Origin of the sequence: Micromonospora sp. A202, from assembly GCF_006715105.1 — a bacterium.
GTDB classification, from domain to species: Bacteria; Actinomycetota; Actinomycetes; order Mycobacteriales; family Micromonosporaceae; genus Micromonospora; species Micromonospora zamorensis.
The window spans coordinates 3,041,694-3,059,360 of record NZ_VFMP01000001.1 but is presented as its reverse complement, the minus strand read 5'-3'; the positions used below and the strand labels follow the sequence as shown (position 1 = coordinate 3,059,360).

Sequence of the window (17,667 nt, the reverse complement as noted above, 5' to 3'; positions counted from 1 at the left end):
GACCCAACCTCACCACTGCGCGACAGGATGGCCCATGACAACCGACATCCGCGAACTCCAGCAAGCTTTTGACGACGCCGAACTCGGGGCAGATACTGGCCGCTTGAACGCACTGCTGGCGGACGATTTCATGTCCATCGGCGAGCGGGGTTACCAGCTCGACAAACGGCAGTGGATCGACCGTCACGCCGACTTCGCCTATCTCTCTTTGGAGACCGGCGATTTGGACGTGCGCCGCTACGAGCGCACCGCCATCGTGCGCTGTGTCCAGCGCAGCCGGGCGTCCTGGCGCGGCCATGAGATGGCACTGGCGGTCCGACTGACTCAGGTCTGGATCGAACTGTCGGCCGGATGGCGGCTCGTCAGTATCCAGTTCAGCTCGCTCGACGCCGCCTGACTGCGCCTCAGGACCTTAGTCCTCTCACGGGTACGGTCAGCTCGGGCTGAGCAGGCAGAACTCGTTGCCTTCGGGGTCCGCGAGGACGGTCCACGCGACGTCGTCGGGGCCCAGATCGACGGCGGTGGCGCCGAGAGCCCGCAGTCGGGCCGCCTCGGTCTCCGGGTCGTCACCCGGGTAGGGGCGGACGTCGAGATGGACGCGGTTCCACACGGTCTTCACGTCGGGTGTCCGGACGAACTCCAGGTATGGGCCGACGCCCTTGGCGGAGCGCAGCACCGCCTGGCGGTCGGTCACGTCGTGCAGGACCCAGTCCGTGGCCTGGCTCCAGAAGTCGGCCATGGCTCGCGGATCCGCGCAGTCGACCACGACCGCGGCGATCGGCCCGGTGTCCCGGTAGAGCGCCCGGGGCTCCAGCACGCAGAACTCGTTGCCCTCCGGGTCGGCCAGGACCGTCCAGGGAACGTCGCCCTGCCCCACGTCGGCAGGTGTCGCGCCGAGATCCTTCAGGCGCGCCACCACCTCCGCCTGGTGAGCCGCCGAGGTGGTGGCGAGGTCGACGTGCACGCGGTTCTTCACCGTCTTGGGTTCCGGGGAGACGACGAGGTCGATGCAGACAGCGACGGGGTCCGGGTAGACGAAGCCCACAGGTTCGAGGTTGGTCACGCCCGGGCCCTCGCTGGAGATCTCCCAACCGAGCACCGCCGCCCAGAAACCGCCCAGCGCGGAATCGTCACGGGCCTTCATGTTGATCTGTACGAGCCGCGTTGCCATGCCGGAGATGGTAGGGCCCGTCGAGTCGGCGGTGGTGCCCGCCCAGGCCCACATCCGCTGGCGTCCACTGATCAGGTCAAGCCGTCGGTGCGTAGCCGTGCGTGCAGGTGCATGTCGTGCCAGCCGTCGCTGTGGCGGACCGACCCGCGAGCCACGCCCTCGGCGGGGAAACCTGCCCGCATGGCCACCCGGCACGACGCCGGGTTGGCGGTCGAGTGCTCCAGGGCCAGTCGGTGCAGACCGGCGTCCGTGAAGCTCCACCGGGTCAGGGCTCCCAGCGCCTCGGTGGCGATCCCCCGACCGCGTGCACCCGGCAGCAGCCAGTACGACAGGTGCGCCGACCCCTCGGCCAGCAGCACGCCCCGCAACCCCACCTGACCGAGCGGCCGGTCGTCCGCGTCGACGATCGCCCAGCTCGCGGACGTCTCCTCGTGCCAGTGGCCGGCCCACTGCGCCGTCCAGGCCCGCGCCTCGTCGTCACTGTCGAGACGGCGGACGTGCCAGCGCTGGATGGCTGGACAGTCGAACGCGACCCGGACGACCCCGGCGTCGTCGTCGCGCCACGGCCGCAGCGCCAGCCCGGGGCGTACCGGTAGGTGGGGTTGGTCCTGGGCGCCGAGACTCCCGGCGGGCAGTGCGGGTGTGACGAGCGACGGCATTGGCCCATTATCGAGCCGGGAGCTCACTCGCCGAGGGGGCCGCCGGCGAGTTCGGCGACCACGTCGAGGTGGCCGAGGTGGCGGGCGTACTCCTGGACCAGGTGGAACAGCACCCGCTCCAGCGACGCCGGGTCCGCGCCGTTCCAGCGCGGCCCCGGCGCACCGATCTCCGCCAGGTCGTGTGCCGTCACCACCGAGTTGGTGTGCTCGCCCTGGGCCCGCAGCGCCGCCACCAGGTCCTCCCGGGTCTCCTCCGGGGCGACGTACCAGCGGTCGTCGCGGCGGTCGCCCCACGGGTCGGCGACGTCCCGGCCCTGGAAACCCCACTCGATCCAGCGCAGCTCGACGTGGCGCAGGTGCGTGAGCAGCTCCAGTGGGGTCCACCCCGACGGCAGCCGGCTGCGGCGCAGCTCCGGCTCGGCCAACGCCGACACCTTGGCCACAGTGGACTCGCGGAAGTAGTCCAGGTAGCGCAGGAAGACCTCGGTGCGGCTGCCGGCCGGCGCGGTGGGCTCGGGGAAGGGAATCATGATGAGGTCGGCAGGTCACGGGCGCGCTGCCGCACACCCGCCGCGCCGTACGGGTAGTCCCCCACCAGCGGGGCGCTCGCCTCGTCCAGCAATCGCATCTGCTCGGCGTCGAGGACCAGGTCCGCGGCGGTCAGGTTGTCGTCGAGCTGCTCGGTGGTGCGCGCGCCGAGGATGACCGAGGTGACCGCCGGTCGGGCCGCCAGCCAGGCCAGCGACACCGCCGACATGGACACGCCGTGTTCCCCGGCGACCTGACGGACCGCGTCGAGCACCCGCCAGGTGCGCTCCTCGGCGTTGCGACCGGCGTACGCCTCGACGCCGCGCTGGGGGTTCTCGCCGAGGCGGGTCGCTCCGGTGGGCGTGCTGTCGCGCTGGTACTTGCCGGTCAGCCAGCCGCCGCCCAGCGGCGACCACGGCAGGATGCCGATGCCCTCGTTCTCGCAGACCGGCACCAGCTCGAACTCGATCTCCCGAGCCAGCAGGTTGTACTGCGGTTGCAGGGTCACGATCGGGGTGAGGTTGAGGTGCTGGGTGAGCAGGGCGGCCTTCTGCAACTGCCAACCGGTGAAGTTGCTGACCCCCGCATAGCGGATCTTTCCGGCGGTCACCGCGTCGTCGAAGAACCGCAGGGTCTCCGGCAGTGGGGTCATCGGGTCCCAGGCGTGCGCCTGGTAGAGGTCGACGGCCTCGACCCCGAGTCGCCGCAGGCTGGCGTCCAGCGCGCGGGTGAGGTGCACCCGGGACAGGCCGGCGTCGTTCGCCCCCGGGCCCATCGGGAAACGCCCCTTGGTGGCGATCACCAGCCGGTCGCGCAGGTCGGGCCGGGCCCGCAGCCAACGCCCGACGATGTCCTCCGAGACACCGGCGGAATAGACGTCGGCGGTGTCGATGAAGGTGCCACCGGCCTCGACGAACCGGTCCAGTTGGGCGAAGCTGCCCGCCTCGTCGGTTTCCGCGCCGAAGGTCATGGTGCCCAGGCACAGGGTCGAGACCACAGTGCCGGTGGAGCCCAGAGTGCGATAGCGCATATCGTCCTTTCGGTCCGAGTGACGAAGCCGATCTTCGCACCCGTCCCGACCACCCGCATGCGGGACAGTGCCGAACGCGGTACGGGCACCCGCGCGACCACCTCGCGGGTCATCATGAGCAGGTGAGCGACCCCGCGATCGACATTGACCGGCCTCAGCGGCCGGCTCCGGCGGCACCGCCGGGCGCGCCACCGGAGGTTGGCGCACGAGGGCGCGGCCCGTGGCTGGTTTCCGCAGCGACCACTGTGACGCTGCTGCTGCTCGCCGGCCGGTACGGCTACCACCGCGACGAGTTGTACTTCCTGCTTGCCGGCCGACACCTCGACTGGGGCTACGTCGACCAGGGTCCGCTGGTCCCGGCGCTCGCTCGGCTGCTCGACACGATCGCACCGGGCAACCTGGTGGTGCTGCGGACGCCGTCGGCGCTGCTGGCTGGTGGCGCAGTGTTGCTGGTCGCCGCCATCGCGCGGGAGCTGGGCGGCGGCCGTGGCGCGCAGACCTTCGCGGCGGTGCTGGCCGCGCTGTCCGGCATCGTTCTCGCCAGCGGTCACCTGCTCAGCACCACCACCGTCGACCTGCTGGTCTGGCTGGCCGCCATGTGGTGTGCGGTGCGGTTGCTGCGCACCGGCGACAGCCGCTGGGCGCTCGGCATCGGTCTGGCGCTCGGGGTGGGCATGCTCAGCAAGCTTCTGCCGGCGTTGCTGGCAGTGGGTCTGATCGCCGGGGTGCTCATCGCCGGGCCACGTCGGCTGCTGCGTGACCGGTGGGTGCTCGCCGCTGCCGGGGTCGCCGTGCTGCTGGCCGCTCCGAACCTCATCTGGCAGGCGGCACACGGCTTCCCGCAGCTCGGTGTGGCGGCCTCCATCTCCGACGGGGACAGCTCCTACAGCGGTCGGGTCGACGCGTTGACCCTCCAGTTCGTCATCATCAGCCCGTACGCCGTACCGATCTGGATCGCGGGCCTCGTCGCGCTGCTGCGCCGACCGGCGTGGCGGGCGTACCGGGCGGTGGGCTGGGCCTGGCTGGTGGTGGTCGGCATCGTGCTGATCGCCGGCGGCAAGGGTTACTACGACGCGCCGCTGCTGCTGGTCCTCACCGCCGCCGGCGTGCTGGTCACCGTCGCGTGGGCGTCGCGCGGGTCGATCCGGCTGCGTCGAGGGCTGCTCGTGCTGGGCGTGGTGCCGTTCCTCCTGCCCAACATCGTGCTGCTGCTGCCGGTGCTGCCCGCCGAGCGGCTCCCCGGGTTCGTGGTCGACGTCAACTACGACGCCGGCGAGACGATCGGCTGGCCGACGTTCGCGGACTCGCTCGCCGCCGTCCACGGTGGCCTGTCACCCGAGGAGCGCTCCCGGGCGGTCATCCTGACCGGCAACTACGGCGAGGCCGGTGCGGTGGCCCGGTACGGTCCGGCCCGTGGTCTTCCGCGCGCCTACTCCGGGCACAACAGCATGGTCGACTTCGATCGGCCACCCGCCGAAGCGGACGTGGTCATCGCCGTCGGCTGGGAACGGCCCGACCCGTTGAACGCCTGGTTCGAGACGTGCACGCTCGCTGGGCGGGTGGACCAGCGGGTCGAGGTGGAGAACGACGAAAACGGCGGCCCGATCCACGTGTGCCGGGGTCTGCGGCGTCCGTGGTCGCAGATCTGGGACACCGAGGTACGCCACACCGGCTGACAGTGGTCAGCCGGCGCGGTCGCTGGTGAGCCAGGTGTGGATGCCGGCCAGTGCCTCGGGGCCGGAGGCGGTGTCGACGTCGCGGGCGAGATCGGCGATCGTGACCGCGGCGAGCGCCTGGCGCCACGCGTCCTCCGCTGCCCACATGGCACGGGCGACCGGGCACGGCGTGGTGCAGGAGTCGGCCGGTGTCGCGAACGGGCCGCGCTGGCGGATCTCCGTGCAGACGAAACTGGGCCCCGGGCCGTCGACGGCCCGCACCACGTCGAGCAGGGTGATGCTCTCCGGCGCCCGGGTGAGGACGTAACCGCCCGACTTGCCCTGAACGGAGTGGATCAGGTCGGCGCGGGCGAGCGACTGGAGCTGCTTGGCGAGGTAGCTGCTGGAGACATCGTGCAGCTCCGCCAGTTTGGCCGCCGGGACGGGCGTGCTGCTGGTCGTGAGGACCACGCAGCAGTGCAGCGCCCACTCGACCCCGCCGGACATCTTCATGACCTCACCCTAGCCAACCCCGGATACTCGGACTTGCAATGTCCGAGTATTGTTCTCGGACAGGAGAGGTCCGAGTTTGGCTTGAGCCGGGAAGCCGGACAGACGACCACATTTCACAGGAAGGTGCATGAGCATGAAGATCGCCGTACTGGGTGGGACCGGCCTCATCGGGTCGCAGGTCGTCAAGATCCTGCAGACCGCCGGGCATGAGGCGGTGCCGCACTCGCTGTCCACCGGGGTGGACCTCCTCAGCGGGCAGGGGCTGTCCGAGGCGCTCACCGGCGCCGACGTCGTCGTCAACCTGACCAACTCGCCGACCTTCGACGACGCCTCCCCCGCCTTCTTCCAGACGACCATGGACAACCTCCTGGCCGCCGCCGAGCGTGCGGGCGTCGGTCACGCGGTGGTGCTCTCCATCGTCGGCGTGGACCAGGTGCCCGACCTGGCCTACTACCGCGCCAAGACCCTCCAGGAGGACATCCTCAAGGCCGGTCCCGTTCCGTACTCGATCGTCCGCGCCACCCAGTTCTTCGAGTTCGTCGAGTCGATCCTCTCCTGGACCGCCGACGAGACCACCGTTCGCCTACCCAGCACCCCGGTGCAGCCGATGGCCGCCGCCGACGTGGCGCAGGCCGTTGCCGACGTCAGCATGGGCGCGCCGCTGCGGGGCATCCGCAACGTCGCCGGCCCCGAGGTCTTCGCCCTCGACGAGTTGGGGCGCATCACCCTCGCCGCCCGTGGTGACCAGCGCACCGTCACCACCGACGACACCGCCGGCATGTTCGCCGCCGCACCCGACGACGTCCTCGTCGCCCCCGACGGCGCCGTCATCGCGCCCACCGCCTACCGGGAGTGGCTGGGCCGCCAGGGCTGAGCGTCGGCCGTACGCGCACGTCGCCGTGACAGTCGATCATCACGGCGACGTGCGGGTACGGCTTTGCCACTCGCGGTCCAGGATCGCGAACACGAGCTGGTCAGCCCACTCCCCCGCGAACAGATAGCTCGCGACGTGGTGTGCCTCGCGGCGCATGCCGAGCCGGGCCATCAGACGGGCGGAGGCGGCGTTGCGCCCGTGACACCGGCCATAGATCCGGTGCAGGCCGAACTCGGTGAAACCCCAGTCCACCAACGCCGAAGCGGCTTCCGTCGCCAACCCGCGACCCCCATGGTCGGGGTTGAACACGAAACCGAGCTCAGCCGTACGGTCGAGCTGGCTGCGCCACACCAACTCCACGGTCCCGATCACCCCCGCTTCACCGACCGCGGCCAATGCCAGGCAGTCCCCCTCCACGCGCAGCTCGTCCTCGCCGGCCATGGCGAGCACCGACGACCGCGACTGCTCACGGGTACGCGGCTCGGCACCGAGCATCCAGCGAACGACGTCGGGTCGACGCTGGTACGCGTACACGTCATCGAGGTCGTCGATGGTGAACGGACGCAGGGTGAGCCGAGCGGTGCGGATCGGGTAGGTCGGCTGGAACATCAGGCGAACTCCCGCATCGTCTGCGGGCGGCCGTCATCGTGGGCCTCGGCGTTCCCTGCCGCTCCGGGATCGGGGCGGCGCGGTAGCAGCAACGGGCTGGCGAGGATCAGCAGTCCCGCGACCAGGATGGCCGTGCGAGGGCTGGTGGCGGCGGCGAACAGTCCGCCGAGCGCGCTGAGGACCGCGATGGTGGCACTGCTGCCGATCGACCAGGCCGTCAGAGTGCGGACCACGCGGTCCTTCGGCGTCTGCTCCAGGCGGTAGGTGGCGAGAACCGGGTTGTACAGGCTCATGCTGATGATGATCGCAAGTTCGACGGCGATCACCGTGGCGAGCCCGACGACACCGGGCTGGACGAAGGCGAGGCCGACCAGCCAGATCGCGCGCAACGTGCCCACGGTGCGGATGATCCGGTGTTGGCCGTACCTCGCGACGACCCGGCGGGCCAGGCGTGAGCCGATGAGCCCGCCGACGCAGGGCACGGCGAAGGCAAGCCCGTACTGCCAGGGTGGGAACCCGAGTTCGCCGAGCAGGAGCACTGCCAGCAGTGGCTCGGTGGCCATGATCAGCCCACTGACGAGCAGCTGGTTGAGGTAGAGCGCCCGCAGGCCACTGTGGGTCAGGAGGTGCCGCCAGCCGTCGAGCACCTCGCTGGCCCGCACCCGGCGACCGCCACCGCGCCGGGGGTGTTCCTCCCGCCCGCCGATCGCCGTGATCCCCAGCGCGGAGAGCAGGTAACTCACGGCATCGGCCACGATGGTGGCGACCGGGCCGAACAGGCCGACCGCCGCGCCGCCCAGCGGCGGCCCGAACGCGATGGCGCTCCAGGTCGTCGACTCGAACCTCGCGTTGGCCACGAGCAGGTCGTCCGGCCGGACGAGGGCCTTGAGGTAGGCGCCGCTGGCCGCACCGAAAGCGATCCTGGCGGTGGCGACGACGGCCGAGACGACCAACAACTGCGCGAAACCGAGCCGGCCGAGCGCGTACGCGATGGGGATCGTCAGCAGCACCACGAACCGGGCCAGATCCGTCACGACCATCACCGGCCGTTTGCGGCGGAACTCCACCCACGGCCCGAGCGGCAACGCGACCAGCGCGCCCACCGCCGGCCCCACAGCCGACAGCGCGGACACCTGGGCGGGGCTGGCGTCCAACACCAGCACGGCGATCAGCGGTAGGGCACCGAAGCCGAAGCCAGAACCGTAGGCGCTGACCGCGTACGCCGCCCACAACCACCGGAACCGCCGGCCCAGGGATCGTCTCGCCGCCACAACCCACACCCCCGCTTCCAACAACCTGCCGTTGGCCGGTGCGATCAAAGCAAGGGTGCAGAGGCCAGATCAAACAACCGAACCGACGGTGAGCCACAACCAGATGTTGTGGAAGTAGGGTTCCTGGCGTGGATCTCGACGCCGTACGCACGTTCGTCGCCGCCGCCGACGCCGGTCAGTTCCAGGACGCCGCGACCGCGCTGTCGATCACCCAGCAGGCCGTGTCCAAGCGCATCGCCGCCCTGGAAAAGGATCTTCAGGTACGGCTGTTCAACCGCACCGCTCGCGGCGCCCAGCTCACGATCGACGGCCAGACCTTCCTGCCCCACGCCCGGGAACTGCTGCGCGTCGAGGCGCGCGCCGACGCCTCCGTACGCCCCGGTCGGCGCGCCCTGCGCGTGGATGTGCACAGTCGGCGCATCGCCCCGGCGGTGCTGTTGCAGGACTTCCACCGGGCGCATCCCCGCATCGAGCTGGATGTCGTCACCCTCGACGCCGAGGTCCATGCCGCGATGGCGGCCGTCGAGGCGGGGGCGGTCGACGCCACGTTCCACGCGGTCCCCATCCCGGCCCGCCATCTGCCCGACGGGATCAGGACCGCCCGCGTGATCGACGAACACCACGAACTCCTCGTCGGGCCACGCCACGCCCTCGCCAACGCCCGCACCGTCACGCCCGCGCAGCTCGCCGCGCACCGCATCTGGATGCCCGGCATGGCCTCCGGCACCGAGTGGGCGGACTACTACGACGACCTCGGCGCCGCGTTCGGCCTCACCATCGACCTGGTCGGGCCGGTCTTCGGCAACGAGGCACTGTTGGCCGAGATCGCCGACTCCGCGGAACTGGCGACGTTGGCCGGCGAACGCACCCGGTACCTGTGGCCGGACAGTTACGACCTGCGGCGTATACCGGTACGCGGGCCGGCCCCGGTCTACCCCATGTCGTTGATCTGGCGCGACGACAACCCGCATCCCGCGCTCGCCACACTCCGCGATCATCTCGATTCGCGACGAACGAGCCCAGTCGATGCGGAGATCTGGCTGCCAACGTGGGCGTGACCAGCGGCGGACCGTCCCGGCGCACGCGTCAGGGGTGCGGCGGGACGGTGTGACCTACTTGACCACCCACCGCAGCCGGCGTACGCCACAGGGCCGCCATGCCGATCAGGATCAGCAGGATCCCGACCGCCGCGATGGTGAGGATGGGTGAACCGGTGATCGGCAGTCCACCGCCGCCACCGCCTGCCGGGCCGCTCGGCGGGTCGAGCACCTGCTCTCCGAGCGTCGTCGCTGACCGCCGAGGACGTCCCGGCCGAAGCCGACGTGCTGCGCACCGAGCTGGCCGGCATGCTGCCCCGCCTACCCCTCGCATCAGTGCTGGTAGAGGTCGACGCCAGGACCGGGTTCACCGACCACCTGGTGCACGCCGGGGGAAGGTGAACCGGCCGGCGGAGCTCAAGCGCAACCTGATGTACGTGATCATCGCCGAGGCCACCAACATGGGCCTGACGGCGATGTCGGAGTCCTGCGGCGTGCCGTATGACGTGCTGGCCTGGACGGCCGAGTGGTACTTCCGGCCCGAGATCCTGGAGGCGGCGAACGCGGCGATCGTGAACTACCACCATCGGCTCCCGCTGACCCAGACCTTCGGCTCCGGCACCTTGTCCTCTTCTGACGGACAGCGGTTCCCGGTCAAAGGCAAGTCCATCACCGCCCGGCACCTGTCGCGCTACTTCGCCCGCGGGCAGGGCATCTCCACCTACACCCACGTCGCGGAGTGGGTGGCTGGCATCAAGGTGTATGTACTTTGTCGACCTTGACGGTGAGGACGAGGCGCTGCTCCTGGTTACCGCCGAAGCCGGGGTAGGGCCGGCCGATGTACTTCTGGGACAGCTCGTCGATGTTCTCCCTCGCGCCGTCCGTGGTGGCGGTCACGACGCTGCCGCGCAGCGCCCAGGAGCGGGATGGTGCGGCCGGGTCGGCGATGCCGATCGCGACGCGGGGGTCGCGCGTGATGTTGCGGGTCTTCTGGTGGGTGACCACCGTATTGATCAGCACATGTTCGCCGTCGGTACCGGCCCAGGTCTGGGAAATCTGCGGAGATCCGTCGGGCATCAGCGTGGTGACGAAGCAGATCGCCTTGCTGTGCAGAACCGCGAGGAGGTCGTCGGGCAGGGCCATGATGGGTTGGACCTTCATTTCTTGTCGTTGTAGAGGTAGTCGATGACTGCCTCGTCAGGCGGGTCGCCGGATAGTTCGGCATTGCGCAGGCCGGCCAGGGCGATGGTGAGAGCGCGGCGCCACAGATGGGGGGCGAAGGCCCGGGAGGCGTCCATGACACTGCCGACCATGACGTGCACGGCGGCGAAGTCGGCGGGGGTCGCCCCGGCCGGTAGCTGGCCCGCACGCACGGCTCGGGTGATGAGATCTGCCACGAGCGGGGTCATTCGCTCGTGCGCCCGCTGCACCAGTGCGGTGGCCTGGCTGCGGCTGCGCAACAGCTCCCCGAGCCCCCGGCTTTGCGCCTCGATCTCGAGTTGCTGCTCCAGGAACCAGGCGAGCCCGGCCCAGGCGTCGCCGCACTGCGCGGCCCGCTCGGCGAAGCCGATCACCGTGTCGATGTGCTCGCTGAACAGGGCGTCCAGCAAGTCCTGACGCTGCGGGAAGCGCCGGTACATCGTGCCCATCCCCGTGCCGGCGGCCCGGGCAATGTCTTCGTAAGGGACATCCAGGCCGTCGGAGGCCATGAGCTCGTACGCCGTGCGCAGGAGCAGTTGACGGTTACGCACGGCATCACGGCGCAGGGACGGGGGTGGCTCGCTCACGTGTCCGAGCATACACAAGCGGAATATCTCTTCCAAGTTGAAGGAGAATTCCACTCTCTGCTACGGTACTGGAATGCCTACCTCTTCCCTCACCAACGATGTCGTGACGTCGTCTCCCATCGCAATTCCCGAGCAAGACTTGCAGGACCTGCTGCACCGCCTCGCCATCACCCGCTGGCCCGACCGTGAGACCGTCGGCGACACCAGCCAGGGACCGCAACTCGACCGCATCCGGGCACTCTGTGACCACTGGGCCACCGGCTACGACTGGCGGCGCACCGAGCGGGCCATCAACAGCTTCGGCTCATCGCGCACCGTCCTGGACGGGATCGGCGTCCACTTCCTGCACGTGCGCTCGGCCGAGCCCGGCGCAGCACCGCTGTTGCTGTGCCACGGCTGGCCCGGCTCGGTCCTGGAGTTCCGGCACCTGATCGGCCCGCTGACCGATCCGGTCGCCCACGGCGGCAACGCCGAGGACGCCTTCCACGTCGTGATCCCTTCCATGCCGGGCTTCGGGTTCTCCGACAAACCCACCACGACTGGCTGGAACATCTCCCGCGTCGCCGACACGTGGATCACCCTCATGCAGCGCCTCGGCTATGACAGCTGGTTCGCCCAGGGCGGCGACTGGGGTGCGGCCGTCGTCGAACAGATCTCCCGCAAAGCGCCCGAGCGGAGCCGAGGCATTCACTTCAACCTGCCGCTGGTGTTCCCCACCCCGCAGGAGATGAGCTCGGCCACCGGGGAAGAGCAGCAGATGATGGCGCGCGCCCAGCGCTACCAGAGCGAACTTGACGGGTACGCCCGGGAGCAGGCGACCAGGCCACAGACGATCGGCTACTCGCTCGCGGACTCTCCGACCGGCCTCGCCGCCTGGATCTACACCCTTTTCCAAGACGTCACCGACAGCGACGGCAACCCCGAAAAGGTCGTCGACCGTGATGAGATCCTCGACGACATCATGCTCTATTGGCTGCCTAACGCCGCGGCGTCTTCCGCCAGGCTGTACTGGGAGGACCGACAGAGCAACGCCATGAGCGCCGGCTCGTGGGGGCCGAACCCCGTCCCCGCCGGGTTCAGCATCTTTCCCGGCGAGGCCGTGCAGGCGTCCCGGCGCTGGATCGAAGCACGCTACGAGACCGTGCTGCACTACGCTCAGCTCGACCGCGGTGGACACTTCGCCGCCCTCGAGCAGCCCGGCATCCTCACCGATCAGATCCGGACGACCTTCCGGTCGGCGCGGGCTTCCTGACGGGCCGGACAGCCGTCGCCTCTTCCGGATCGAGGCGACGAAGCGGTTCCTCTCAGAAACGGTCGCGTGGAAGATCGCGCGGCGGCACGGGTGCATTTCTGTTAACCCGTTTGTCAAAGACGGGTGATGACATGTCTGAGTGTCAATGCCACGAGGGCTTGAGGGATGTTAGATGGCCGTTCTTTAGCGGGTGGCAGTTGCCGGTGGCGATGTCCCACGAGAGGCCGTCCCAGTAGTTGTCCGAGGTCATCGCCGGTGCGTCCCACTCCCCGATGACCCGCTGCATCTCGTTCTTGGCGTCTTCCCACCCGTCCGGGTCGCCGCCGACGATTGCGGGCGCCAGTCCGGCGACAGCGACTCCCACCCGTCCAGCTTGCCAGTGACGACATGGCCGCCAATCTATCGAGCGCCGACCAGCAACGCGGGGACCAACTCGGCCAGGACCGGCGGGTCGCTCGCTCACGCCGGTCCACCCGGCCGGTCCTCGTCACCCACGCGCGGCCCCCTGATCTAGCCTGGTGAGATGCTGTCGCAGGTGAAGGGCTTGTCCCGACATTTCACTGAGGAGTCCCTGCGCGCGTACCTCATCGGTCGTTCGGTGCGTCGAGACGACGGCTGCCTGATCGTGCGCGGTTACGGCAGCCAGCGGGGCGTGTACCAGAAGGTCGCCGGGCGGGCCTGGGCGCACATTACGGCCTACGTTGTCTTCGTCGGTAGATACGACCCCGGGTTGGACGTGCGCCACCTGTGTGGCGCGCCGGACTGCATCGAACCCACCCATCTCCAGCAGGTGACCCACGCCGAGAACTGCCGCAACCGCACCCAGCAGCCGCGGTGCCGAAACGGGCACGAGCGAGAGATCGATCCGACGAGTGGTCGCTACCGCACTGTGTGTCGAGTGTGCAACAGCGAGGCGCAGAAGAGGTGGCGCGTACGGCAGTCCGAAGAGGTTGCCGCAGCACGGGCCGCGTACGGCCGGCAGGTGGGCTGAGCGCGCGGGACACTGCGGCCCCGGGAGCCGTCTGGCGTGAGTCGAGCAGCGGGGTCAACGGGACATTGCGTAGAGGGTCAGCGCAGCCAGCGACGGCGCATCGACGATTTCGCCAGCCAACACCATGGCACGGATCTGCACGTCGGTGAACGACCGGTGCACCATGTCCTGCTCGGTCGCCTCGCGGTCCGGTTCTCCCTCGGTCAACCCGGTGGCCAGGTAGACGTCGAAGCCCTGGGTGGAAAAGCCGTACGCCTCGTACAGGTGCCCGAGATGGGTGACCGTCTCCGCACGCAGTCCGGTCTCCTCGGCCAACTCCTGACGAGCCAGCGCGTCGGCGTCGCCTCTGACCCCGTGTCCCCAACTGCCCTGAGGGAACTCCCAGGCTCGCCGGCCAACTGGGTAGCGGAACTGCTCGACCAGCCAAAAGCCCTCAGCCCAGCGGGGCAGGACCAGCGCAGAGTCCGGTTTCTCCACCACCCCGTAAATGCCAGTCGAGCCGTCTGGCCGGCGGACGCGATCCTCCCGGACGGTCATCCAGGCGTTGGTGTAGACGGTCCGACTGTCCAAGCGCTCCATCGCACGATGCTCACAGATCAACTGCATCGGAGGAAACCTCTTGCTCCAGGAGGCCAGCGTCGCGAAGGCGTTAGTCCTCAAGCGCCTGACCGCGTACCTCGGTCATGCGGACCTGGCGCACGTCGCGCGGGGTGACCGGTCCGTATGATCCAGCGATGATCATTGAGCCGTTGCGCCCTGGCCCGGCGGCCACCGGTCGGCGACCGCCCAGCATCAGCGCCAGCGTGCTGCTGTTCGCGTTCTGGTGGGTGTACGTGCTTGCCGTTGACATCGCGCTCCTGGCCGAGGTCGGCGGCGCCGGGAACTGGCTCGCCCTGGGTGGCTGCACGGTGGCCGTCGGTGTCCTGCTCTGGGGCCTCCGGCGCGGGGGCCCGACCGCGTGGCGGGTGGCCCAGCGATTCGCCGTGGGCGTCGGGCTCGCCTTTCTCGGTGGTGCCGGGACGATGCTGCTGTTCGGGCCGCGCCTCGGGCCGCTGATCACGCCGCCGGTCGAACCCGTTGTCATCGTGGGGATCCTGGGCGGGCTGCTGGCGGTGCTGGCCCTGCTCGTCAGCGGGCTGCTGCTCCGCACCGCTTCGGCCCGGGCCTGGTGCGGTCGCTGATCGCTCATCGACCAGGACGTCGCCCCGCGATCAGTGCCGCAGGAGTCCGGTCGTCTGGATCGTCTCCACGTGCCCGGTCGGCGGCGCACTGCGGTGCAGCTCAAGCCCGACGTCGACGACGACGGAGCGCTCCAGGGTCGAGACCTGTGCCACGGGTGTCCACTGCGCCAGGTCCGTCGTGCCGCACGTCTCGGATCGAAGCTCACCGGCAACGATCCGGGCCCGGTAGAAGATGGCCAGCATGTGCAGCTCGACAACATCCCTGTCGTTGCGCTCCACATTCCTCGTACGCGAATTCACACCGAGCAACTGCTCGACCTGCGCCTCGTACCCCGTCTCCTCAGTCACCTCCCGCACGACGGCGTCGAACGGATCCTCGGCGTGCTCGACCCCGCCGCCGGGCAACGTCCAGTGCCGCCGCGCACCGTCGGGCGAAACCCAACGGGCGAGCAGCACGTCCTCATCCCGTAGACACACCGCGTACGCGGCAACCCGGAGCCGTTGCGTGATCACAGTGACCAGGATGTCGCAGTCTCGGGGGAAGCGCTGCCCTCGAACGGGTTGAACGGTTCTGTCAGAACGATTCTCCTGGGATTTCGGCGGTCAGGCTGCCGGCGCGCAAGGCCGATCACCGACCTGAGCCGCTTGGCGGCTTCCCACCTGATCGGGTCTGTCAGAGCGCTGACCTAGCCCTGCGCGCGTACCTCATCGGTCGTTCGGGCCGGCGAGACGACGGCTGCCTGATCGTGCGCGGTTACGGCAGCCAGCGGGCGTGTACCAAAAGGTCGCCGGGCGGGCCTGGGCGCACATCACGGCCGGCAGGTGGGCTGAAGCCCTTCCCGCAAGCGGCTGAGTGAGCACGTGAGCTGGGCATCGGGTCGCTTCAGGAGCATCCCCACAACATCCTGAAGCATTACGCACAAGAACTGTCATTATGATGCATGCCCGCTTCGCCCCCTTTGTGGCAGCTAATTATCGGATTACTGTTACCGGCAAACCGTTAATGTGCCCAGACGGCGAAGAGGAGCTTGTGGCGGCGCGCGAGTGGGTGAGTTGACCCGAGGTCTCAAGGATCTGAAGGTCCTGAGGTCAGCTCAGGCAAGCGACGACGTCTGATCCACGCGCCCGCTCAGGGTCGGAGCCAGCGATCGAACCAGGCGCGGGTCCGGCGCAGGACGTCGAGTTGATGGTTGCGTTCCCGGACCGAGTGGCCCTCTCTCGGGTAGATCACGAACTCGTGCTCGACATCGAAGTGGCGCAGCGCCCGGTGGAGGTACACGGCCTGCCCGAGGGGAACGTTGGTGTCCTCGGCACCGTGCAGGATGAGCACCGGGGTGCGGATGCGGCTGGCGAAGGAGATCGGGCTGACCGCGTCATGGGGGTGTGGGCCGATGCCGGACCAGCCGGTGCTGCCACCGAGCGCGGCTTCGAACTGGCCGTTCTCCCCGGTCGCGGCGAGCATGCCCCAGTCGACGACGCCGGCACCGACCAGCGCGGCCTGGAAGCGGTCGGTCTGGCCGACGGCCCAGGCGGACATGAAGCCGCCGTGACTCCAACCAGCGATGCCCAGCCGGTCGGGGTCGGCGATGCCCTGAGCGATGAGCAGGTCGATGCCGGTCAGGATGTCGGTCCACTCCTGCCCTCCGACCCGGCCGGCGACGCTGGCAGCGAACTGGTGACCATGGCCCTGGCCGCCGCGCGGGTTGGGCAGGAACACCGCGTAGCCGGCGGCGGCCAGCCACTGCGCGCTGGGGAACCAGAACAACTGGCACCGATCGGCGTAGCGCTCGTAGGGGCCTCCGTGCACGATCGTGACCAGCGGGAACGGGCCTTCCGATGCGGACCTTCCGACCGGCAGCACGAGCAAACCGTCCAGATCGAGGCCGTCGGCGGCGCGGTAGGCCAGCGGTTGTTGCGTGCCGAGTGCGATGCCGTCCAGGTCCGGGCGGGTGTTGGTGATTCTTCGCAGCGGCCCGGTCGACGGCCCGATGTGAACGTTCGGGGGTTGATAGCGGGTGCCGGAAATGGCGGCGATCTCTGTGCCGGTTGGAGTGGTGGTGACGTTGTCGAGGCGTCCGGGGTGATGCGACAGGGTGGTGAGGCCGGCGGGGTCGAGCCGGGCCAGTGTCGTGTTCAGACCGTCGGCGCACACCAGCAGCGGGGCGGCACCGGTCTGGCAGAGCTGGGTGGGGCACATCGAGAGACCAGCTGTCCGGTTGCGCAGGACGCGGCTGTCCACGGCCAGGTCGAACACGGCGGTGCCGGCCTGCAGCACCGGCGGGGTGAGCGCGACGTAACCGAGGTGCCAACCGTCCTCGCCCGGCCACCAGGCCAGAGATCGTGCGTCGGCCGCGACCGGGCCAAGGTTCTCCGCACTCCCGGTCGTGGAGTCGAACAGGTGCAGTTGGCCCATGCGCGGGCCGTGGTCGTTGTCGGCGCTGGCCCAGGTGAGCACGGCAAGTGGGCCGCCGCCGGGACGTTGGCACAGTTCCACGACGTGCCGGTCGCCGAACACACCCGGGGTGGTGACCCGGCCGGTGCGCAGGTCGAGCATCCGCAAACGGGCACGCGATTCGCGCTCGCCGACGACGATGGCATCGTCTCGGTCCCGGGCTCGGCGCGCGTCCTGCTCGGTGGGTTCGTCCTTCGCGAGCAGAGCGATCAGGTGGGGGCCGCTGAGCGGCAGGTGGTCGATGACGCCGGCTCGCCAGGTGGTCACCGTGCTCACCACACCGCTGGAGGGGGTGAATCTGTGTAGCTGCGGGGTGCCGCGGTCGGCGCGGTCGGACAGGAAGAACAGCGTCTCCGAGTCGGCCGACCAGAGCGGCCGGGACTCGGTTGCGGTGTCGGCTGTCGCCCGACGCGGTGCGACGGCGTCATCGGTGCCGGCGAGCCAGAGTTCGGTGTCGAGGTGGTCACCGGCCCGGCTGATGGGAGCGAGGACGTAGCAGAGCAGGCGCCCGTTCGGGGCCAGCGCCGGGGTCTGCGGGGCACAACCGTCGACCACGACCTCGGCGGTCAGACCCGTCATGCGATGAGTCTGCAGCATCCACAGGGCACACGCGACCGACCCGCTGCTGGGTCAAGGCACCAGACCCGCACCGGCCGG

At 69.6% G+C, this 17,667-nt stretch carries 21 protein-coding genes and 1 pseudogene; 8 read left to right on the top strand and 14 right to left on the bottom strand.

Annotated features, from left to right (window positions below):
• Positions 1-34: 34 nt before the first annotated feature.
• The gene (locus FBZ33_RS14250; RefSeq protein WP_141909407.1) at positions 35-397 is read left to right on the top strand and encodes a nuclear transport factor 2 family protein; all 363 of its coding nucleotides are present in this window, start codon (positions 35-37) and stop codon (positions 395-397) included.
• 36 nt (positions 398-433) lie between these two features.
• Here FBZ33_RS14250 and FBZ33_RS14245 read toward each other — a convergent pair whose 3' ends face one another.
• From FBZ33_RS14245 to FBZ33_RS14230, 4 genes are all read right to left on the bottom strand, one after another.
• Positions 434-1,171 (bottom strand): VOC family protein, encoded by a 738-nt coding sequence (locus tag FBZ33_RS14245; RefSeq protein ID WP_141909406.1) that lies wholly within the window; start codon positions 1,169-1,171, stop codon positions 434-436.
• 71 nt (positions 1,172-1,242) lie between these two features.
• The gene (locus FBZ33_RS14240) at positions 1,243-1,830 is read right to left on the bottom strand and encodes a GNAT family N-acetyltransferase (protein ID WP_141909405.1); all 588 of its coding nucleotides are present in this window, start codon (positions 1,828-1,830) and stop codon (positions 1,243-1,245) included.
• Positions 1,831-1,853: 23 nt separating this feature from the next.
• Entirely contained in the window at positions 1,854-2,360 is a 507-nt protein-coding gene (locus tag FBZ33_RS14235; RefSeq protein ID WP_255508863.1) for a DUF664 domain-containing protein, read from the bottom strand.
• On the bottom strand, positions 2,357-3,388 hold the full coding sequence (locus FBZ33_RS14230; RefSeq protein ID WP_141909403.1) for an aldo/keto reductase: 1,032 nt from the start codon (positions 3,386-3,388) through the stop codon (positions 2,357-2,359). Before FBZ33_RS14230 ends, FBZ33_RS14235 begins: the two co-directional genes overlap by 4 nt.
• A 122-nt stretch (positions 3,389-3,510) precedes the next feature.
• Between FBZ33_RS14230 and FBZ33_RS14225 the strand changes: the two genes are divergently transcribed.
• Positions 3,511-5,064, top strand: coding sequence for a glycosyltransferase family 39 protein (locus tag FBZ33_RS14225; RefSeq protein WP_141909402.1), 1,554 nt, complete (start codon positions 3,511-3,513; stop codon positions 5,062-5,064).
• Positions 5,065-5,070: 6 nt separating this feature from the next.
• Here the strand turns inward: FBZ33_RS14225 and FBZ33_RS14220 are convergent, their stop codons facing one another.
• Complete coding sequence (locus FBZ33_RS14220; RefSeq protein ID WP_099853521.1) at positions 5,071-5,556, bottom strand: Rrf2 family transcriptional regulator; 486 nt, start codon at positions 5,554-5,556, stop codon at positions 5,071-5,073.
• Positions 5,557-5,689: 133 nt separating this feature from the next.
• Here FBZ33_RS14220 and FBZ33_RS14215 point away from each other — a divergent pair, with 133 nt between their 5' ends.
• Complete coding sequence (locus FBZ33_RS14215; RefSeq protein WP_141909401.1) at positions 5,690-6,430, top strand: SDR family oxidoreductase; 741 nt, start codon at positions 5,690-5,692, stop codon at positions 6,428-6,430.
• Positions 6,431-6,469: 39 nt separating this feature from the next.
• On the opposite strand, the gene FBZ33_RS14210 is transcribed toward FBZ33_RS14215, so the two are convergent.
• Positions 6,470-7,039 carry a GNAT family N-acetyltransferase gene (locus tag FBZ33_RS14210; protein WP_141909400.1) on the bottom strand — a complete coding sequence of 190 codons (570 nt, stop codon included), beginning with the start codon at positions 7,037-7,039 and terminating at the stop codon, positions 6,470-6,472.
• Positions 7,039-8,310, bottom strand: coding sequence for an MFS transporter (locus tag FBZ33_RS14205; RefSeq protein ID WP_255508861.1), 1,272 nt, complete (start codon positions 8,308-8,310; stop codon positions 7,039-7,041). The genes FBZ33_RS14210 and FBZ33_RS14205 overlap by 1 nt, the downstream gene beginning before the upstream one ends.
• Positions 8,311-8,438: 128 nt before the next feature.
• Between FBZ33_RS14205 and FBZ33_RS14200 the strand changes: the two genes are divergently transcribed.
• Positions 8,439-9,368 carry a LysR family transcriptional regulator gene (locus FBZ33_RS14200; RefSeq protein ID WP_141909399.1) on the top strand — a complete coding sequence of 310 codons (930 nt, stop codon included), beginning with the start codon at positions 8,439-8,441 and terminating at the stop codon, positions 9,366-9,368.
• A gap of 28 nt (positions 9,369-9,396) precedes the next feature.
• On the opposite strand, the gene FBZ33_RS14195 is transcribed toward FBZ33_RS14200, so the two are convergent.
• Complete coding sequence (locus FBZ33_RS14195; protein WP_141909398.1) at positions 9,397-9,579, bottom strand: hypothetical protein; 183 nt, start codon at positions 9,577-9,579, stop codon at positions 9,397-9,399.
• Positions 9,580-9,599: 20 nt separating this feature from the next.
• On the opposite strand from FBZ33_RS14195, the pseudogene FBZ33_RS14190 reads away from it, so the two are divergent.
• A pseudogene (locus FBZ33_RS14190) lies at positions 9,600-10,087 on the top strand (Tn3 family transposase); the annotation flags it as partial.
• Positions 10,088-10,100: 13 nt separating this feature from the next.
• Here the strand turns inward: FBZ33_RS14190 and FBZ33_RS14185 are convergent.
• Both FBZ33_RS14185 and FBZ33_RS14180 read right to left on the bottom strand, forming a co-directional pair.
• Entirely contained in the window at positions 10,101-10,508 is a 408-nt protein-coding gene (locus FBZ33_RS14185) for a TIGR03618 family F420-dependent PPOX class oxidoreductase (RefSeq protein WP_255508859.1), read from the bottom strand.
• Complete coding sequence (locus FBZ33_RS14180; protein WP_255508858.1) at positions 10,505-11,188, bottom strand: TetR/AcrR family transcriptional regulator; 684 nt, start codon at positions 11,186-11,188, stop codon at positions 10,505-10,507. Before FBZ33_RS14180 ends, FBZ33_RS14185 begins: the two co-directional genes overlap by 4 nt.
• 19 nt (positions 11,189-11,207) lie before the next feature.
• Here FBZ33_RS14180 and FBZ33_RS14175 point away from each other — a divergent pair, with 19 nt between their 5' ends.
• Positions 11,208-12,386, top strand: a complete 1,179-nt coding sequence (locus FBZ33_RS14175; protein ID WP_141909397.1) for an epoxide hydrolase family protein — start codon at positions 11,208-11,210, stop codon at positions 12,384-12,386.
• A gap of 142 nt (positions 12,387-12,528) precedes the next feature.
• On the opposite strand, the gene FBZ33_RS14170 is transcribed toward FBZ33_RS14175, so the two are convergent.
• A complete protein-coding gene (locus FBZ33_RS14170; RefSeq protein WP_141909396.1) occupies positions 12,529-12,750 on the bottom strand; it encodes a hypothetical protein in 222 nt (73 codons plus the stop codon).
• A 159-nt stretch (positions 12,751-12,909) separates the two neighbouring features.
• Between FBZ33_RS14170 and FBZ33_RS14165 the strand changes: the two genes are divergently transcribed.
• Positions 12,910-13,377 carry an HNH endonuclease gene (locus tag FBZ33_RS14165; RefSeq protein ID WP_141909395.1) on the top strand — a complete coding sequence of 156 codons (468 nt, stop codon included), beginning with the start codon at positions 12,910-12,912 and terminating at the stop codon, positions 13,375-13,377.
• 54 nt (positions 13,378-13,431) lie between these two features.
• On the opposite strand, the gene FBZ33_RS14160 is transcribed toward FBZ33_RS14165, so the two are convergent.
• Positions 13,432-13,956, bottom strand: coding sequence for an NUDIX hydrolase (locus FBZ33_RS14160; protein ID WP_141909394.1), 525 nt, complete (start codon positions 13,954-13,956; stop codon positions 13,432-13,434).
• A 155-nt stretch (positions 13,957-14,111) separates the two neighbouring features.
• Between FBZ33_RS14160 and FBZ33_RS14155 the strand changes: the two genes are divergently transcribed.
• Complete coding sequence (locus tag FBZ33_RS14155) at positions 14,112-14,558, top strand: hypothetical protein (protein ID WP_141909393.1); 447 nt, start codon at positions 14,112-14,114, stop codon at positions 14,556-14,558.
• Positions 14,559-14,588: 30 nt separating this feature from the next.
• Here FBZ33_RS14155 and FBZ33_RS14150 read toward each other — a convergent pair whose 3' ends face one another.
• Both FBZ33_RS14150 and FBZ33_RS14140 read right to left on the bottom strand, forming a co-directional pair.
• A complete protein-coding gene (locus tag FBZ33_RS14150; RefSeq protein WP_221629466.1) occupies positions 14,589-15,071 on the bottom strand; it encodes an NUDIX hydrolase in 483 nt (160 codons plus the stop codon).
• A gap of 616 nt (positions 15,072-15,687) precedes the next feature.
• Positions 15,688-17,589, bottom strand: a complete 1,902-nt coding sequence (locus FBZ33_RS14140) for a prolyl oligopeptidase family serine peptidase (RefSeq protein WP_141909392.1) — start codon at positions 17,587-17,589, stop codon at positions 15,688-15,690.
• Positions 17,590-17,667: the final 78 nt, after the last annotated feature.

What these genes read in the sequence shown, in the direction of transcription:
- FBZ33_RS14250 (WP_141909407.1), top strand. Translation starts at nt 35, where the DNA reads ATGACAACCGACATCCGCGAACTCCAGCAAGCTTTTGACGACGCCGAA.
- FBZ33_RS14245 (WP_141909406.1), bottom strand. Translation starts at nt 1,171, where the DNA reads ATGGCAACGCGGCTCGTACAGATCAACATGAAGGCCCGTGACGATTCC.
- FBZ33_RS14240 (WP_141909405.1), bottom strand. Translation starts at nt 1,830, where the DNA reads ATGCCGTCGCTCGTCACACCCGCACTGCCCGCCGGGAGTCTCGGCGCC.
- FBZ33_RS14235 (WP_255508863.1), bottom strand. Translation starts at nt 2,360, where the DNA reads ATGATTCCCTTCCCCGAGCCCACCGCGCCGGCCGGCAGCCGCACCGAG.
- FBZ33_RS14230 (WP_141909403.1), bottom strand. Translation starts at nt 3,388, where the DNA reads ATGCGCTATCGCACTCTGGGCTCCACCGGCACTGTGGTCTCGACCCTG.
- FBZ33_RS14220 (WP_099853521.1), bottom strand. Translation starts at nt 5,556, where the DNA reads ATGAAGATGTCCGGCGGGGTCGAGTGGGCGCTGCACTGCTGCGTGGTC.
- FBZ33_RS14215 (WP_141909401.1), top strand. Translation starts at nt 5,690, where the DNA reads ATGAAGATCGCCGTACTGGGTGGGACCGGCCTCATCGGGTCGCAGGTC.
- FBZ33_RS14210 (WP_141909400.1), bottom strand. Translation starts at nt 7,039, where the DNA reads ATGTTCCAGCCGACCTACCCGATCCGCACCGCTCGGCTCACCCTGCGT.
- FBZ33_RS14185 (WP_255508859.1), bottom strand. Translation starts at nt 10,508, where the DNA reads ATGAAGGTCCAACCCATCATGGCCCTGCCCGACGACCTCCTCGCGGTT.
- FBZ33_RS14175 (WP_141909397.1), top strand. Translation starts at nt 11,208, where the DNA reads ATGCCTACCTCTTCCCTCACCAACGATGTCGTGACGTCGTCTCCCATC.
- FBZ33_RS14165 (WP_141909395.1), top strand. Translation starts at nt 12,910, where the DNA reads ATGCTGTCGCAGGTGAAGGGCTTGTCCCGACATTTCACTGAGGAGTCC.
- FBZ33_RS14160 (WP_141909394.1), bottom strand. Translation starts at nt 13,956, where the DNA reads ATGGAGCGCTTGGACAGTCGGACCGTCTACACCAACGCCTGGATGACC.
- FBZ33_RS14155 (WP_141909393.1), top strand. Translation starts at nt 14,112, where the DNA reads ATGATCATTGAGCCGTTGCGCCCTGGCCCGGCGGCCACCGGTCGGCGA.
- FBZ33_RS14140 (WP_141909392.1), bottom strand. Translation starts at nt 17,589, where the DNA reads ATGACGGGTCTGACCGCCGAGGTCGTGGTCGACGGTTGTGCCCCGCAG.